The 17510-nt window shown below is 39.8% G+C and carries 18 protein-coding genes and 1 riboswitch; of the genes, 12 read left to right on the top strand and 6 right to left on the bottom strand.

All coding sequences use genetic code 11. The features are described from left to right. Positions 1-25: 25 nt before the first annotated feature. Complete coding sequence (locus tag ID12_RS11280) at positions 26-1525, bottom strand: sporulation kinase KinD (RefSeq protein WP_008346092.1); 1500 nt, start codon at positions 1523-1525, stop codon at positions 26-28. A gap of 204 nt (positions 1526-1729) precedes the next feature. Here ID12_RS11280 and mhqR point away from each other — a divergent pair, with 204 nt between their 5' ends. Beyond that, entirely contained in the window at positions 1730-2185 is a 456-nt protein-coding gene (mhqR, locus tag ID12_RS11285) for a MarR family transcriptional regulator MhqR (RefSeq protein WP_003211701.1), read from the top strand. Positions 2186-2364: 179 nt separating this feature from the next. On the opposite strand, the gene motB is transcribed toward mhqR, so the two are convergent. The 3 genes from motB to ID12_RS11300 all read right to left on the bottom strand — a co-directional run bounded on the left by motB (position 2365) and on the right by ID12_RS11300 (position 6584). Further along, positions 2365-3129: a flagellar motor protein MotB gene (gene motB, locus ID12_RS11290; RefSeq protein WP_017367125.1), complete on the bottom strand. Its 765-nt coding sequence runs from the start codon at positions 3127-3129 to the stop codon at positions 2365-2367. Next, positions 3122-3916, bottom strand: a complete 795-nt coding sequence (motA, locus tag ID12_RS11295; RefSeq protein WP_008346088.1) for a flagellar motor stator protein MotA — start codon at positions 3914-3916, stop codon at positions 3122-3124. The genes motB and motA overlap by 8 nt, the downstream gene beginning before the upstream one ends. Before the next feature lie 562 nt (positions 3917-4478). Next, on the bottom strand, positions 4479-6584 hold the full coding sequence (locus ID12_RS11300; RefSeq protein WP_050827215.1) for an ATP-dependent Clp protease ATP-binding subunit: 2106 nt from the start codon (positions 6582-6584) through the stop codon (positions 4479-4481). Between the two features lie 245 nt (positions 6585-6829). On the opposite strand from ID12_RS11300, the gene ID12_RS11305 reads away from it, so the two are divergent. From ID12_RS11305 to ID12_RS11330, 6 genes are all read left to right on the top strand, one after another. Beyond that, positions 6830-7873: a YkvI family membrane protein gene (locus tag ID12_RS11305; RefSeq protein ID WP_048003074.1), complete on the top strand. Its 1044-nt coding sequence runs from the start codon at positions 6830-6832 to the stop codon at positions 7871-7873. A 71-nt stretch (positions 7874-7944) separates the two neighbouring features. Beyond that, a riboswitch (PreQ1 riboswitch) is annotated at positions 7945-7989 on the top strand. A 158-nt stretch (positions 7990-8147) separates the two neighbouring features. Further along, the gene (gene queC / locus ID12_RS11310) at positions 8148-8804 is read left to right on the top strand and encodes a 7-cyano-7-deazaguanine synthase QueC (protein WP_008348090.1); all 657 of its coding nucleotides are present in this window, start codon (positions 8148-8150) and stop codon (positions 8802-8804) included. After that, positions 8805-9245: a 6-carboxytetrahydropterin synthase QueD gene (gene queD / locus ID12_RS11315; protein ID WP_024719651.1), complete on the top strand. Its 441-nt coding sequence runs from the start codon at positions 8805-8807 to the stop codon at positions 9243-9245. After that, positions 9238-9969, top strand: a complete 732-nt coding sequence (queE, locus tag ID12_RS11320; protein ID WP_024719652.1) for a 7-carboxy-7-deazaguanine synthase QueE — start codon at positions 9238-9240, stop codon at positions 9967-9969. Before queD ends, queE begins: the two co-directional genes overlap by 8 nt. 15 nt (positions 9970-9984) lie before the next feature. Further along, the gene (gene queF, locus ID12_RS11325) at positions 9985-10482 is read left to right on the top strand and encodes a preQ(1) synthase (protein WP_003211403.1); all 498 of its coding nucleotides are present in this window, start codon (positions 9985-9987) and stop codon (positions 10480-10482) included. A gap of 258 nt (positions 10483-10740) precedes the next feature. Continuing rightward, the gene (locus ID12_RS11330) at positions 10741-10959 is read left to right on the top strand and encodes a hypothetical protein (protein ID WP_017367128.1); all 219 of its coding nucleotides are present in this window, start codon (positions 10741-10743) and stop codon (positions 10957-10959) included. Positions 10960-11058: 99 nt separating this feature from the next. Here the strand turns inward: ID12_RS11330 and ID12_RS11335 are convergent, their stop codons facing one another. Continuing rightward, positions 11059-11583 (bottom strand): GNAT family N-acetyltransferase, encoded by a 525-nt coding sequence (locus ID12_RS11335; RefSeq protein ID WP_035392243.1) that lies wholly within the window; start codon positions 11581-11583, stop codon positions 11059-11061. Between the two features lie 133 nt (positions 11584-11716). Further along, complete coding sequence (locus tag ID12_RS11340; RefSeq protein WP_003211747.1) at positions 11717-11905, bottom strand: YkvS family protein; 189 nt, start codon at positions 11903-11905, stop codon at positions 11717-11719. Positions 11906-12072: 167 nt separating this feature from the next. Between ID12_RS11340 and ID12_RS11345 the strand changes: the two genes are divergently transcribed. The 5 genes from ID12_RS11345 to ID12_RS11365 all read left to right on the top strand — a co-directional run bounded on the left by ID12_RS11345 (position 12073) and on the right by ID12_RS11365 (position 17421). Next, positions 12073-12267 carry a hypothetical protein gene (locus ID12_RS11345; protein ID WP_008348081.1) on the top strand — a complete coding sequence of 65 codons (195 nt, stop codon included), beginning with the start codon at positions 12073-12075 and terminating at the stop codon, positions 12265-12267. Between the two features lie 306 nt (positions 12268-12573). Then, complete coding sequence (locus ID12_RS11350; RefSeq protein ID WP_050827216.1) at positions 12574-13233, top strand: cell wall hydrolase; 660 nt, start codon at positions 12574-12576, stop codon at positions 13231-13233. Positions 13234-13346: 113 nt separating this feature from the next. Next, the gene (locus ID12_RS11355; RefSeq protein WP_017359440.1) at positions 13347-14663 is read left to right on the top strand and encodes a polysaccharide biosynthesis protein; all 1317 of its coding nucleotides are present in this window, start codon (positions 13347-13349) and stop codon (positions 14661-14663) included. A 54-nt stretch (positions 14664-14717) separates the two neighbouring features. Beyond that, on the top strand, positions 14718-15206 hold the full coding sequence (gene stoA, locus ID12_RS11360; protein WP_025207247.1) for an endospore biogenesis thiol-disulfide oxidoreductase StoA: 489 nt from the start codon (positions 14718-14720) through the stop codon (positions 15204-15206). Positions 15207-15501: 295 nt separating this feature from the next. Then, complete coding sequence (locus ID12_RS11365) at positions 15502-17421, top strand: heavy metal translocating P-type ATPase (RefSeq protein WP_050827217.1); 1920 nt, start codon at positions 15502-15504, stop codon at positions 17419-17421. Positions 17422-17510: the final 89 nt, after the last annotated feature.

Below are 17510 nucleotides of genomic sequence, written 5' to 3' on the forward strand. Positions count from 1 at the left end.
CAAAACCGGCTGAATGCTTCAGCTATTAGTGTGCAGAAGGGAGCATGATGATCACGGTTGTTCCTTTATTCACTTCGCTCTCGATATCGATTGTCCCCCCATACATCGAAATGATTCGTTTACACACAACAAGCCCAAGACCTGTTCCTTTTTCCTTCGACGTAATAAAAGGGAGGAAGATATGTTTCAGCATCTCTTCTGGTATACCTTCACCTGTATCTTTCACTTTTATGATGACCTGTTCTTTTTCAGCCTCAATGACAATCTTCAAATGACCGCCATTTGGCATCGCTTCTAACGAGTTTTTCGCTACATTCAATACCACTTGTTTAATGTGATCCTTCGTGCAATACACACCAACATCTTGAATGGTATTGATTTGCAAATCAACCTCGACATTATAAAGGTTCGCCTCAGAAAATACAATTGGCATGATCTCACTGACAATTTCTTTCACAGAATTATTTTGCCACTTTTCAGCCGTTGGTTTTCCTAGCACAAGAAACTCACTGACGATTTGATTAATCCGTTTAATTTCTTCCTCGATGACAGAAAAATAAAGCTGATCCTCTTCTGAACGATACTTCTTTTGCAAAAGTTGAATAAACCCGCTAATGCCTGTTAATGGATTGCGAATTTCATGCGCTGTACTTGCTGCGAGTGTTCCAATGAGTTCAAGTTTTTGTGCTTCATTTTGGTGGCGTTCCTGCTGGGTTTGTCGTCTTAAAATGATATATTGGACGAGTGTGAATAAGATATTTAAGAGAATAAATGCACTGGATAAAGGAAACAGCATCACAGACAGTACTTCACTTGTTGTCGCACGCTGCGGAAAAACCTCCAGCTTCCAGCTGTTTTCATCTAAATATGTAGACACGGTACTATCACTTTCAGATGCTGGCTGTGGACCACTTGTAAACACAACGTCTCCATTTTGATTCAGCATCTTAAAATGAAGCTCTGGGTTTAATACATTCATAATATTTCTTAAATAATCAATTTGAATCGCAGCGACTAGCACATCCGTGACTTCGTCGTTTTCATTCAAAACAGGGACACAAATGGAGAGAATCCGCTGCTTAGTAATGCGGCTTACATAGTTATCTGTGATGACGGTCTGTTTTGTGACTTGAATACGTTTAAAGTAATCTCTAAATGACAGGTTGATTTTTTCCTTTAATGGTGTGGTGCTGGCTGTGACATTTCCTTTTTGGTCTAGGAGATACAGGCCTGAAAAACGAGGTTCTTGTTTATAGATTTTCTCTAGGATGTTTTGTACTCTTTTCGTTTCAAGCGGCTGGTCAAATCCCATGGCAAGGGAAGTTAATCTTGCTTCTGTTTCACTGATTAAATAATTCATTTGGTTTTTGTGAATATTTAACATAAGTGTAGCGGTTTGTTTGTTTTTTACATCAATTTTCTCAGTTTCTTTTTCGTAGATAAAATAACTAATGATGAGGGTTGGAATCACGACCAAAATAAGGTAAAGCTTGATCTTCTTCCAAAACCCTTTCAGTATACTCATGATTCATCGCTCCAACGTATTACCTAATAGACTTATTATAGCATTGAACCTATCTTTATTACGATGACTTGTGAGATTTTTAAAAAATTAGGTGATTCGTTCTGGTCTCTTTTTCATGCTAAAAATGGTTCAACATGTTGACATTTTACTTATTGTTTATTAATGTCACATTAGTGGGTTGCATTTCATAAAGGATGATAAAAAATGGAAAATCATAATGTTGAGAAATCTTTGAAATTATTTATTGTACTATCACGTGCCTATCGCTCCATTAATCACCACATGAACAAACATATTGTGAAGCACGGTCTGAATCCGACTGAATTTGCTGTATTAGAATTGCTGTATCATAAAGGTGATCAGCCGCTTCAGCAAATAGGTGATAAGATCTTACTCGCAAGCGGAAGCATCACGTATGTGGTTGATAAATTGGAGAAAAAAGAACTCCTTAGCCGGAAAGCTTGTGCAGAAGACCGCAGGGTGACATTTGCACATATTACGGAGCAGGGAAGAGCTTTGCTTGATGACATCTTCCCAGATCATGCAAAAGAGATTCACGAGATGATCAGTGTGCTTAGTGAAGAGGAGAAGGATGCCTGTATCGATATGCTCAAACATGTAGGGCTGCGTGCCAAGCATTTATATGATCATAAAGAATAAACAAAGGAAGCCGTTGGCTTCCTTTTTAGTATGTAGAGTAATCCTCGCATATGGTGTCAGTCCTGCGCACCGATAAACGACAAGAGCTTTCAAACGCGCTCATAAGAAAGACAAAGGACTAAAATAAACATTATTTTAGCCCTTTGTCATGATCTGAAAGGAAGCTGCTGGCTTCCTATTTATTTTGCTTTTTTCTCAATTGGCAAAATAAGAACTTCGACGCGTCTGTTTTTACTTCTGCCTTCTGCGGTATCGTTAGATGCAATCGGTTTAAATTCACCGTAACCTTTTGTGCTAAAGTTCTCTTGGTCTAGGTTGCTGTTTTCAAGGAGAATATTTAAAAAGTTGACCGCACGAATGGCGCTTAAATACCAGTTGGATTCAAATTCAGAATTCCGAATCGGAACGTTATCTGTATGTCCGCTAATGACGATGTCACGAGCAGGGTTAATGACGAGCAGCTTGGATATTTCTTTGGCTAACGGAACATCCTGCGAGCGGATCACCGCTCGCCCAGAATCAAAAAAGATGCTGTCTTCAATTGTAATAAGCAGACCTTCATCCGTCAGCTTTGTTTCAAGCTTCGAACCAAGTTTTTTATCCGCAATGAATGAATCTACTTGCTTTTTAACCTTTGTTAATACCGCTTGGTCACGAGCTTTCGCTTTTGCTTCTTCTTCATCTTCTGCTGATTTTTTGGTTTGATTGCTGTTTTCTGTTTCCTCGGTGCTCTGCATGCTTGATTGGTCCATTACGCCAGTGCCGCCAGTAAAGACAACATTAAACGATTTAGCCATCTGTTCATATTTTGCCGCATCAATGGAGCTAGATGCAAACAGCACAATGAAGAGGGCGAGAAGAAGCGTAAGAAGATCGGCGTAAGGGATCAGCCAAGACTCATCTACATGGTCTTCATGATCATGTTTTTTACGTTTCCTAGCCATTCTGTTTTTCTCCTTCTTCAATGACAAGATTTGCACGTTCTTTTGCTGGTAAGTACATCAGAAGTTTTTGCTCAATGACCTTTGGAGACTGGCCTTCAAGGACAGAAAGAATCCCTTCAATCATAATGAGACGAAGCTTTACTTCTTCTTTTGATTTACGCTTCAGCTTGTTGGCAAATGGATGCCACAACACATACCCTGTAAAAATCCCTAGCAGTGTGGCGACGAATGCAGCACTGATCGCATGTCCAAGTGCTTCAATGTCTCCCATGTTTGCAAGTGCGGCAATAAGTCCGACAACGGCACCAAGTACCCCTAGAGTCGGAGCGTATGTACCAGCTTGTGTAAAGATTAATGCGCCTGACTGATGTCTCTCCGACATGGCATCGACTTCTTCTGTTAAGACGTCGCGAATAAATTCAGCACTTTGACCGTCAACCGCCATGCTTAAGCCGTTCTTTAGAAAATCGTCATCGACTTCCTCAAGATTTGCCTCTAATGCCAAAAGACCTTCACGACGAGCAATTTGTGCCCAGTTTGAAAATAGAGGAATCATTTCTTGTATCGTTGGAAGCTTGCTATCTTTGAAAATTTTGCCGAATAATTTTGGTGTTTTCTTAATTTCACTAGATGGGAAGGCAATGACAACAGCTGAAATTGTCCCAACCACAATGATCAATATAGCCGCCGGGTTGATAAGAGCGGTTAGACTCACACCTTTCAAAACCATACCGACACTCAGTGCAATAAATGCTAAAATAATACCAATTAACGATGTTTTGTCCATTATCTCACCAAATCCTTTAACTATCTTTTTCTATAGTTAATATCGGTGTCTTCTAGAAGGGTTTTAGTCAGAATATAAAATTAAGACAGTTTATGTGAAGAAATTTTGACGAAAGCGCTTTCTGAAAGCCATAAAAAAAGAAACTCCCTCATATAAAAGGGAGTTTTCAGCGTGTAGCCAAACCCTCGCATTCTTTGTCAGTCCTGCGTGCTGGTGCTCACGAATGTTACATTCGCTCCGCGCCAGTACTCGTCCTTCCTAGACTGCAAAGGTTTTCTATCACGCTGAAAAGAAGACACAGGGCTAAAATCAAGTTCATTTTAGCCCTGTGTCAACAATCTGGAAACTTCATCTTTTTTGAGCTGTTTCATCTAAGAGCAATTCTTTTAATTTTTCTTCATGTATGATTTTAATCAAATCGTAGTTCCAATTGATCATGTGATCCATGTGTTCCACCTCTTTTTCTTTTATCGTAAAGGAAAAGAGGAGGGGGAGCGTCGGCGCTCAGATGGAATTTAGACACTGCCACATGATGGAGCTGAAGATCCTCCTTAGGATGTACTTAGCTCTTTTTCACAACAATTTCGTCATGTTCAACATCGACTGTAAATCCAGTAAGTTGTTCTTCTTCAAGCAAGATGTCCGTCATTTGATCCTCAACATGCTCTTGAATCGTTCTTCGTAACGGACGAGCCCCAAATGCTGGATGATAACCAAGTTCAGCGATTTTTTCTTTCGCTTCGTTTGTGACGTGAACAGTTAGATTTTGTTCTTTTAACTGCTCTGACAAATCTTTGAGCAGAAGATCCACAATTTTGACTAAATCGTCTTTATCTAATGAATCAAACTGAATGATGCTGTCAAAACGGTTCAAGAATTCCGGTTTGAAATAAGCGCTCAGTGAATCAATCAATGATTGTTCTTCGATGGCTTCTTTTTGTTCAGACTGGAATCCGACTTTGACCGCTTTTTTATCTGTGCTGCCAGCGTTACTTGTCATAATGATGACTGTGTCTTTAAAGCTGACGGTTCTGCCTTGGCTGTCTGTTAGACGGCCATCTTCCATGATTTGAAGGAACATATGCTGGACATCAGGGTGCGCTTTTTCGATTTCATCGAGCAAAATGATGCTGTATGGTTTTCTGCGAACTTTTTCCGTGAGCTGGCCGGCTTCATCATGTCCAACGTAACCAGGAGGAGAACCGATGATTTTGGACACGGAGTGTTTCTCCATGTACTCACTCATATCTAAACGAATGATCGCTTCTTTTGAGCCAAATAATTCTTCCGCTAATGTTTTAGACAATTCGGTTTTCCCGACGCCTGTTGGCCCAACGAAAAGGAAGGAGCCAGTTGGTCTGTGTTTTGATTTTAAGCCGGCTCTGCTTCTTTTTACGGCTTTCGCCACTTTTTCAACCGCATGTTCCTGACCAATGACGCGGGCTTTTAAGCGCACATCAATTTCTTTCATTTTTGTTTGTTCGTCTGCTTGCAGTTTGCCGACAGGGATACCTGTTTTTTGTTCTACAATCGACTGAATGTCCTCAGCTGTGACGACATGTTCTTTGACATTTGTTTTGTTTTGCAATCTCGCTTCAATCGCTTCTTCTTCGTCTCGAAGCTTCGCTGCTTTTTCATATCGTTCTTCATTTAAAGCAGCTTGTTTTTCAGCGGCAATTTGCGCAAGACGGTTTGTTAATTCATCTTCACTTACTGCATCAATGGAGAGATTCGCTTTTGAACCTGCTTCATCCATTAAATCAATGGCTTTATCTGGCAAGTGGCGGTCTTGAATATACCGCGAAGATAATTGAACACACGCTTTAATGGCTTCGTCAGAATAGGTGACACCATGATAGGCTTCATACTTATCTTGAATGCCTTTTAATATCTCGAATGCTTCATCCTGTGTTGGCTCATCAACGATGACGGGCTGGAACCTGCGTTCAAGGGCAGCATCTTTTTCAATTTGACGATACTCTTTTAATGTTGTCGCACCTACTAGCTGCAGTTCCCCTCGAGCTAGAGCTGGTTTCAAAATGTTTCCGGCATCCATTGACCCTTCGGCAGAGCCTGCGCCTACAAGAAGATGAATTTCATCAACGAATAAGATGATATTTTTACGGCTTTGCAATTCTTTGATTAATTGCTTCATCCGTTCCTCAAATTGACCACGTACACCTGTGTTTGCCACAAGTGAAGAGACATCTAATAAATAAACTTGTTTGTTCTTTAATTTATTTGGTACATCTCCATTTGCAATTTTTAGTGCTAGTCCTTCGGCTATGGCCGTTTTACCAACACCAGGTTCACCAATGAGGACAGGATTGTTTTTATTTCTTCTATTTAAAATCTCAATGACTCTTGTGACTTCTTCATCACGGCCAATGACAGGATCGATTAAACCAGCATGTGCGCCATCCGTTAAGTTCCGGCCAAGCTCGTCTAGCAAGCCTTTTTGTTTAGGCCGCTCTTGGCTCGTCGCATGTCCTGCTTGCTCAGAGAAGAATGAGCTGCCTCCGAAAAGGTTAGGACCCATTTTCATTTTTGACTGTTCCATCAAAGAGGTATAGCAGTCTTCACATAAAACCATTTGGCTACGGGACGAATTTACTTGCATATTCAGGCGAATCGTTGCTTCATTCACTTGACAATGTTGACAACGCATGAGCCATGACCTCCTTAAAATAAAGTTTGACTTTATTTGACCAATGAATGTTAAATAAAATGGTCTGTTGTTTGACCATCTTTGACTATAGTATACTCTGACCTATTTTGACTTTCAACTGTTTTGCTCATAGCTGAATGAAAAATCCTTTTTTGCATTTAATCATGGTTTGTCCTTCTTTTCAAGGAACTTGTCTCATAGGATAAAAAAGAGACAATCGAAAGTGATGGGTGCGGAGGGGTCATATGAAACGTTCAAATGAATCCGCTTTTCAGCTTGCCTTTGTATATGTAGGAACAGTGGTTGGAGCTGGGTTTGCGACAGGAAAAGAAATCGTAGAATTTTTTGTTCGTTTTGGCTGGATTGGATTGATCGGGATTTTGATTAGCGGTGTTATTTTTACCGGCCTTGGCGCAAAAATGATGCTGATTTCCAAACGAATTGAAGCGGAGTCTTATCAAGATATGAATCGGTTTTTATTTGGAGCTGCTGCGAGTCGATATATTAACATCGTCATGTTTTTTATATTACTAGGTGTTACGTCAGTGATGATTTCTGGAGCAGGCGCTATTTTTGAAGAACAACTTGGCATCTCAAAAGAATATGGTATTTTTTTAACGATTATTTTAAGTGTCATTGTCCTTTTTAAAGGGTCAAAAGGGTTATTTGGTGTCAATGTACTTGTCGTTCCAATGCTGATTTTCTTTTCGCTGATTGTGTTTCTAGACTCATTTGTGTTTAGTAGCGGTGAAAGCCACGTTCTGGGGCTGCAAATGGGAGAGGGCGAATGGATGTTGTCTGCGATTTCATATGGTGCATTTAATTTAGCGCTGTCTCAAGCCGTATTAGTGCCGGTCGCAAACGAAATGACATCCGAAGCCGTTATAAAAAAGGGAGCGGTGCTTGGAGGTCTGATGTTGACACTCATTCTGCTCGCCTGCTTTTTATCCCTTTCTTCATTAGAAATGCTGGAGGCGTATGATATCCCGATGGCTCAAGTGGTGTATCAAGTCGCAAACTCCATTCATCTCATCTATTTATTCGTGATCTTCGGTGAAGTCTTTACATCCGTTATAGGGAATTTATACGGTCTCGAAAGACAAGTGAGGGTGTATATCCGATTGAACAGTACGTATACGATATCCTTTATTCTTCTTTGCTGTTATGTGATCAGTAAAATTGGATACGGCACACTCATTTCAACGGTTTACCCTGTTTTTGGCTATGTCAGTATCTTTTTTATCCTCTTCCTTTGTCTGAAAAAAGTGCCTGCATCAGGTGATAAGTAAAGAAGGGATAGCTTGTACACCAATTATGTGGTACACTATCCTCTGTGAAAATTGAACAAAAATCCGTGAAAACGGGAGAGGTTCTAGCAAAACCCTCTATAAAAAACTAAGGACTTGCCGTATCCTTGGATGTGGCATTTTTTATTTTTTATGGCTGGGACACCTCATACACATGTAAAGGTGTCTTTTCTTTTGAGAAAATAGGGGTTTTCATGAACCTTTCAGATGCAGCTTTGTGCGGTGGTACGGGTCTGCAAAAGGAGGAAAAGGAAAAATGAAAAATGAAAAAGCGGTCGTTGTCTTTAGCGGGGGACAGGACAGTACGACATGTTTACTATGGGCACTTCAACAATTTAAAGAGGTTGAAACGGTAACCTTTCATTATAATCAGCGTCATCAAGAAGAAATTGATGTCGCCAAAAGAATTGCTGACAAGCTAGGTGTGAAAAATCATCTATTAGATATGTCTCTTTTAAATCAGCTTGCACCAAATGCCTTAACAAGAGATGACATTGATATTGAAGAAAAAGAAGGAGAACTGCCTTCCACATTTGTTCCGGGGAGAAACTTAGTTTTCTTATCCTTTGCATCCATTCTTGCGTATCAAATTGGAGCACGTCATATTATCACGGGTGTGTGCGAGACAGACTTTAGCGGCTACCCAGATTGCCGAGATGAGTTTGTGAAATCTTGTAACGTCACGGTGAATTTGGCAATGGAAAAACCATTTGTCATCCATACGCCGCTCATGTGGCTGAATAAAGCTGAAACGTGGAAGCTGGCTGATGAACTGAATGCGCTAGATTTTGTGAAAAATGAAACACTCACTTGCTATAATGGCATCATTTCTGATGGCTGCGGGGAATGTCCTGCATGTAAGCTTCGGAAAAATGGCTATGACACTTATATGGACATGAAGGAGGCGAACTAAATGCTTTCTCAAATCTATCCACAGACGAATCACCCTTTTTCGTTTGAATTAAATAAAGATATGCATGTATCGGCAGCCCATTTTATCCCGAGAGAAGATGCTGGCGCTTGTAGCCGCGTACATGGTCATACGTATACGATTAACATTACGATTGCAGGAGATCATCTAGATGATTCAGGTTTCCTTGTGAATTTTAGCACGCTAAAAAAACTCATTCATGGACAGTACGACCATACACTGCTCAATGACCATGAAGAATTCTCATCGAATGATCCATATGCGATGCCAACCACTGAGGTTGTCGCAAAGACTGTGTATGATAAAGTGGCCGCATATTTAACGACTTTAGCGAACAAACCAGTATGTGTTCAAGTTTTTGTCAGAGAGACACCAACAAGCTACTGCATTTACCGTCCGAAACGAGTTGAGCTCAATGACTAAAGCGATTCCTGTCTTAGAAATCTTTGGTCCAACCATTCAAGGAGAAGGAATGGTCATTGGCCAAAAAACCATGTTTGTCAGAACGGCTGGCTGTGACTACTCCTGCAGCTGGTGTGATTCATCTTTTACATGGGATGGATCAGCTAAGCATGATATTCAGTGGCTTCAGGCAGAGGACATTGTAAAAGAGCTGAAGAGAATAGGTGGAAAGGCATTTTCTCATGTCACCATTTCAGGTGGGAATCCTGCGCTTTTAAAACAAATGGAATCACTTATTGATTTATTGCATGAAGAAGGAATTGATACGGCGCTTGAAACGCAGGGAACGATGTATCAAGATTGGTTTTTGAAGATAGATGATTTAACCATTTCTCCAAAACCACCAAGTTCAAATATGAAAACAGATTTTACGAAACTTACACGTATCATAGATGAATTGAAAAATGGAAACAGATTGCAACATGCAAGCCTGAAGGTCGTGATCTTTGATGATCTTGATCTAGCCTATGCAAAGGATGTTCATGCGAAATACCCAGAACTCCCCTTTTATTTGCAAGTTGGAAATGATGATACGACGACAGCTGATGATGCGTACTTATTAACGCACTTATTAAAGAAATACGAAATGCTTGTAGATCAAGTAGCGCAAGATCCTGATTTGAATCGTGTGAGAGTCTTACCGCAACTGCACACGCTATTGTGGGGAAATAAACGAGGCGTATAGAAAGGAAGAAACAAAATGACGACAAGAAAACCAGAAGAATTAGAAGGTGTCACTTTACTAGGAAATCAGGGGACCAATTACTTGTTTGACTATGCACCACAAGTGCTTGAAACGTTCCCGAATAAACATACGAATAGAGATTATTTTGTGAAATTCAACTGCCCAGAATTCACATCCCTTTGCCCGCAAACAGGGCAGCCAGATTTTGCGACCGTGTATATCAGCTACATCCCAAATGAAATCATGGTCGAAAGTAAATCATTAAAATTATATTTGTTCAGCTTCCGTAACCACGGTGACTTCCATGAGGATTGTATGAATATTATCATGAACGACCTCATTGAATTAATGGACCCAAGATATATCGAAGTATGGGGCAAATTTACACCAAGAGGCGGTATTTCAATTGATCCGTATACGAACTATGGAAAACCTGGGACAAAGTATGAAGAGATGGCATCGTATCGTATGATGAATCACGATATGTATCCAGAAACGATTGATAATCGCTAATAAATAAAAAAAGATATGCGGATGACATGTCTTTTTTTATGGAGTAGATTATGATGGCATATAAAAAAAGAGAAGAGTCATGTCACTCTTCTCATACCAATAGGAATAGAACTTGCTAGGACGGCTGGGGGCTACCAGCTCGTATGTATAGTATACACGATAGAACGTATGTTTGTAAAGGTGTATCATGCTTTTATTCTTCATATATTTACTTTAAGATAAAATTGAAACGAGCGAATGAAAATGGGGGCGTTTGTGTTGGCAAACAAAGAAGACAAAACAGAGAAGCTGCTGATGGAATTAAGGGAAGAGCTTCAGATGCTTGAACATCAAAACAAAGAACGATATAAATGGAGTGCCTCCACATTACTTGGAGTGATCGCCCTTTTAATTGATAAAGGCGTGATAACACCTGAAGAAGTTGATATGTACAAAACAAAAGCGGAAATGCAAACCTTTCACGCGCAAAAAGACTGACGCCTTCATCAAATGATGTAAGAGAAAATAAGAAAAAGACATAATAAATTGATGATTCAATTTATTATGTCTTTATTTCTGCAATTCTTTTTCATCGTATTAAACGAGCTTATACATTAATACATCATCCCAGTATTCATGATCATTTATTTTAAATTCATTGATTTTACGCCCTTCTTCTAAAAAGCCCATCTTTTTATACAAAGAAATAGCTTTTTGGTTTGTGGAGAAAACGGCTAAACTAACCTTTTCAATTGAAGGGTTCTTTTCTGCCCAATTTAATAATGCTGTTAGTAACATTTCCCCTATGCCTAAACCTCTATAGCTCTTATCAACCATCAAGCCGAAAGAACCAACGTGAGAAGTTCTTTTTCTATTTGATGATTGTTCAAAGGCTATCCATCCAATGACTTGATCGCCAGTTTGGGCAACTATGTACGTCTCATTTTCGTTTTCTATTCTTTTCTGTATCCATTCCTTGTGTTCTAACAAGGTTTTTTTGTATTCTTCCGGCGTTGTCAGTAAATAATCTGACTCAGCAATCACTGATTTTTGAATTTCTAAAGTAGTTTCAGCATCTTCTATTTTTCCAAAACGTACAATGATATCATTTGAATGTTGCATATTAGTTTCTCCTATCTAGAGCTAATATTGCATCAGATCACTTTTTTTACATAAAACATAAAAAGTAAGGTATTGTGATCAGCTCTGCTTCGTATATCCTTATGTAACGGTAGGCTGAATTGAGGATTGCAAATTAATGTACGGAGTCTTTGATGATTTTATAGTTTTTATGATTAACGACTGTTAGTGAATCCAGTTCTAAATCTCTATAGTTGTCCATAATGGTGACATCCACAATAACAGAGTTTTCATTCACTTTTTCAACTACACCTGTTAAACCATTTCTAAATTCGATCACATTCCCAATTTTTGCAATCTTCAACCGATCCCTCTCCTTTAAAAACAGATTTCATTCCCTATTAAAAAGTATTTTGCAATATTTTCATACCAATGTAAAGGATAAAGACGTTTTTCTTTCGTTTTCGTTGTACGCTTTGAAAACGAATGGTATATTTAATATTTGATCAAGGCTGAAAAGGAGCGATTTTTTTGACTGAAGAACACATCAACACAATACTAGAATCATTACGGAATGGTACTGAAAAACAAGTGACCATTCAAAAGGATGATTTTTTAACATTTCGTTCTGTATTGGTCAATCAAGATGATTTTAAACATTTTCGCGGAATCGCCAAGCATGGTGGAGATGTTATTTTTGAATATCTTAAAGAAGCAAGAAGCTAAAGCTTTTTCTCATTCATGAGAAAAAGCTTTTTATTTTGGTTCTTTTGTCACACTTCAAACCAGCTTGATACATATGAAAAGAAAATGTAATAACCCATAATCAGGAGCATAAGGATGATTATAGGCTAAAAAGAGACTATATTAAACGCTTACATTACCAGTTCATGCGTATTTCAACTAGGACATGCCATTTAATGACGGAATTTGGACAGGCATGAAAATCTTTGTGCGTGAAAATAGAAGAAGCTCTTGTTAGAGTGGACAAGTATCTTACAGCCTACATTGATTAAAGGAGGAATGAGGCGAATGATCAAAATTCATACAGCTCTTTTTGCCATCCTTATGCTCATCTCAGCGATCAAGATGGACAATATACAAGAGCAAGAAGGCACATTAAGTCAGAAACTTGAACAAGCACCTGTAAAGCATCAGTTTTCATATATAGATCAAGATGAAAAGCATACTGTGATCCCAGCGTTTTCAGAGGAGAAACATCAGCCGAAAGTGAAAATGCTAAGCACGTCAACAGAGGAGAAGGCATCAAAACCGAAGCCGAAGCCGAAGAAAAAGGAAACGGCAAAGCCAGCAAGCTCAAGAAATCAATCACACTATTCTAATGAAGAAATGGACTTGCTTTCTCGGTTGGTACATGCCGAAGCAAAAGGTGAATCTTACGCCGGGAAAAAAGCGGTAGCAAGCGTCGTCTTAAACCGAGTGGAACACCGCTCTTTTCCTGACAGTGTCAGAGGCGTGATTTATCAGCGAAATGCCTTCCAGCCCGTATCAAATGGAAGTATCAATGATAAGGCAGACCAGGATTCCGTAAAAGCTGTGAAGCAGGTTGTCAAAGAAGATGACAGAACAACAAAGGCGATTTATTTTTATAATCCAAAAACGGCGACAGATAACTGGATTCGTTCTCGTAAAATTGTAGAACGCATTGGTCGTCATGTGTTTGCAGTGTAAAGAAAAGCAGCGATCAATCAGTCGCTGTTTTTTTGTCTTCAATTATTAAAATATTTTCAGGACTTGTCTCATAGAATGTGAAAAGAATTTGCTTTTAGACAAGGGGAGGCTACATGAATCGATTTGTAAAAGGGGTCATTCTGCTATCTGTCGCAGCTTTCATTGCTGAGTGTATCGAGTTTTTAGTCAATATGATTTTAGCGAGAGAGCTTGGAGAACATGGAATGGGTTTATATATGAGCATCCTTCCCATCATCATGCTTGTGCTTGTGATCGCCAGCTTAGAGCTGCCAGTCTCCATTTCTAAATTCATTGCAGAATCGCATGAGCGGCTTCATAAAAGTATGCTTCGCCATGCATTTAAAATGACGCTTGTGGTGACATGCACCACAACGGCAATAGCAGCCATTGTACTGCCTTTCATTCCTGTATTTCAATCGTATCATCCGCTGATGAAGGGCTTGGTTCTGTCACTCATTCCAATCATCGCATTTACTTCCATTGCACGCGGCTATTTTATGGGCAAGCAGCAAATGGGCAGAATTGCTCTAGCCAATATGCTGAAGAAAACGATCCAGCTTATCTGTTTGTTTTTGTTTTTTCATTGGTATTCGTTTGATATTGAAACAGCTGTGCTTATCGCGATTGGCGTGATTGTTGCAAGTGATCTCGTCGTCTTTATCTATTTATATTCCCAATACGTCATGGCAAAAAATGCTGTGAATGTCAGATCGGTTGAGTTAAGAGGGATTGACGTCAGAAAACGTTTGTTAGCAGTCTCCATTCCGACAACAGGTATGCGTATCTTTCATGCCATTGCCAATGCGATTGAACCGTTTTTAATCAAAGGAGCCCTCGTTGCAGCGGGCATTTCTGGTACGCTTGCTGTTGATCATTACGGAATGCTTGCTGGCGTAGCGATGTCGATCGGTTTTTTTCCGGCGTTTATCGCTCATTCCATTATGATTGTGATGATTCCGAATGTATCAGAAGCCTATGCCTTGGGGCAGTATGATCTCGTGAAAAAACGTGTCAGACAAGCGATTCTCATTACGTTTGGATACGGGGTGCCAGCGGTGATGATCATGTATTATTTCGCTTATCCGCTCACGCAGCTCTTTTTTGACTCACCTCAAGCAGCCGTCTACTTGCAGCTGCTATGGCCTTACTTCTTATGCCACTTGTTCGTGATGCCGTTTCAAGCGTGCTTAATTGGCATGGGTCTCATTAAAGATGTGTTCCTACATAATATATGGGTGCACGTGGTGTCGTTCTCTATGGTGTATTTTCTAGGATCCATCGAATCCTTAAATATGATGGGCGTTATCTTAGGAATGAACACGGGGATGCTGCTATTAACGGCTTTGCATTATGCGACGATTTGCAAGGAACTCGGCGTCTCCATGTTTCTTACATTGAAAAAAGCTTGAATGTCATGTGCAGCTAGCGGGCAAGCTATAGGAAAATCAGGAAGGAAGATGCTGATGAATCGTAAATATCTACCCGCCAGTCTTCTCATGATGACCCTTCTTTTATTTCTGATGAACATAGAGGCTGAAGCAAAAGAGCCTGTCATGGCGCCGAGGATAGAAGCTCCTACATTAACAGGTGAAACTCAGGTGATCCCGGTGAAAGGGAAGCGGACCATTCTGCATTTTTGGACAACGTGGTGCCCGTCCTGCAAAATGGAGCTTCCAGCCTTTGAACAGATTGTGAAAGAAAATCAAAGTGATGTAGACATACTGACTGTGAATTTACTTGGTGCTGAGCAAAGCAAGCAGGCAGTTGCCCAATTTGTGAAAGACAGAAAGTTCACATTTCCGATCGTTCTCGATGAACACGGAGAAATGATGAAGAAATACCAAATCATGACGATCCCGACGACCTTTTTCATCAATGAAAAGGGTGAAGTGGTCAAAAACCATGTAGGTCCGCTGACGAAAAAACAAATCAAAGAGTGGACAAATTCGTAGAACACAAGCTTTCTGTAAAGAACCAATGGGCGATCCGTTGGTTCTTTTTTGTGTTCAATTACCTTTCAGATGAATAAAATGTGCTCAGAAAGAGGAAGAAATGTCGGACACTAATAATGATAATTATTATCAAAAAGAAATTATAATAATTATTAATTGAAAATTGATCAGAACCTGTTATAATGAGTTACAGACCTATAAAAAGCTTGAAATAGCAGAAAATATAGATGATAAACGGAACGGGCAACGATTGATAATGTGAAAATCATTATCAATTAGAGAGGAGAAAGTAATCATGAATGAGAATACAGCACTTTATCAAACGACAGATCAAAAAGGATCCAACTCGCTCTTTCAAAAATGGGCACAGCACGGAGAATTAATCGCAGCAGGCATTTCGGGGATTCTCATCTTGATTGGATGGTTTCTAAAGGATGAAACGATGTGGAGTATTCCTCTTTTCATTCTTGCTTTTGTTATTGGTGGTTTTGCAAAGGCAAAGGAAGGAATTGAAGAAACCATTTCATCCAAGACATTAAATGTAGAACTTTTAATGATATTTGCTGCGATAGGCTCAGCGATCATTGGCTACTGGGCAGAGGGCGCCATTTTAATTTTTATTTTTTCGCTTAGCGGTGCGCTAGAAACGTATACGTCAAATAAAAGTAAAAAAGACTTAACGGCTTTAATGAGTATCGCTCCAGATGAAGCCGCTTTAATTGAAGAAGATGGCACCACCATCCAAATCGCTGCTTCTTCACTTACGCCAGGCGACCGTATTTTAATCAAAGCGGGCGAACGAATTGCAGCAGATGGTGTGATCATGAGCGGAAGAACAAGTGTAGACGAATCTGCCTTAACGGGTGAATCGGTGCCTCAGGAAAAAGGGCAAGGGGAAGATGTGTTTGCAGGAACAGTGAATTTAAATGGTTCATTAACAGTAGAAGTAACAAAACATAATGAAGAAACACTTTTTCATAAAATCATTAAGCTTGTGGAATCTGCACAAGAAAGTGTATCGCCAAGCCAAGCATTTATTGAAAAATTTGAAGGTGCCTATGTAAAAGGTGTGCTCATCACTGTGGCAATTTTAATGTTTCTGCCTCATTTTGTACTTGGCTGGAGCATGAGTGAAACGTTCTACCGTGCGATGGTGTTTATGGTAGTTGCCTCGCCTTGTGCACTTGTTGCCTCAATTATGCCAGCAGCTCTTTCACTCATCTCAAACGGTGCAAGAAACGGTATGCTTGTAAAAGGAAGTGTCTTTTTAGAAAAACTGGGCACAAGTACGATGATTGCATTTGATAAAACGGGTACGATTACAAGTGGAAAACCAGCTGTTGAAAAAGTGGTCTTAGCAAAAGGGCAAGATGAATCGTCCTTTTATCAAGCGCTCTATCAAATTGAAAGTCAGTCAAACCATCCATTAGCTAAAGCCATTTCTGATATGGCAAAAGAGCATCATACAGATCGGGCAGCCCACATAACCATTGAAGAAACATCAGGTTTTGGTGTGGAAGCACAATTAAATGAGGACACATGGCGGATTGGGAAGAAAGATTTTGCCGGAAAAGCTTCAATGGATCGTGACATTGAAGAGAATGGTGATGTTCTTTCATCCAAAGGATATACAGTTGTCTATGTTCAAAAAAATCAAGAAGTCGTCGGCTGTCTCGGTTTGAAGGATCAAATCAGACCTGAAGCCAAAAAAATGATTCAGGAGCTGAATGATTTAGGCATCCAAACCGTCATGCTCACAGGGGATCAGCAAAAAACAGCTGAAGCGATTGCAGAGGAAGCAGGCATCCAAACCGTTGTCGCTGAATGTCTTCCAGATGAAAAGTTACACGAAGTCAATCAACTGAAAAAACAAGGTGATTCGATCATTATGGTCGGAGATGGAATCAATGATGCACCTGCACTCGCCACAGCAGATGTTGGCGTCGCAATGGGCGGAGGCACAGATGTTGCTTTAGAAACAGCAGATCTCATCTTAATGAAAAATAACTTAAACAACCTGACAAAGATGATCCGTCTTTCAAGAAAGATGAACCGAATCATTAAACAAAACATCATCTTTTCATTAACTGTTATTTGTTTGTTAATCTGTGCGAATTTCTTACAAGTTCTTGATTTACCTTTTGGTGTCATTGGGCATGAAGGCAGTACGATTTTGGTTATTTTAAACGGACTTCGTTTGCTTCGTGCTTCTTAAGCAAATCACAAAAGCGCACTGGCTTTAGGTCAGTGCGCTTTTGTGCGAAATACAGTGAAAACTGATACAATAGATCAGTAGTCAAACGT

The organism is Bacillus altitudinis (genome assembly GCF_001191605.1).
Classification (GTDB): Bacteria; Bacillota; Bacilli; order Bacillales; family Bacillaceae; genus Bacillus; species Bacillus altitudinis.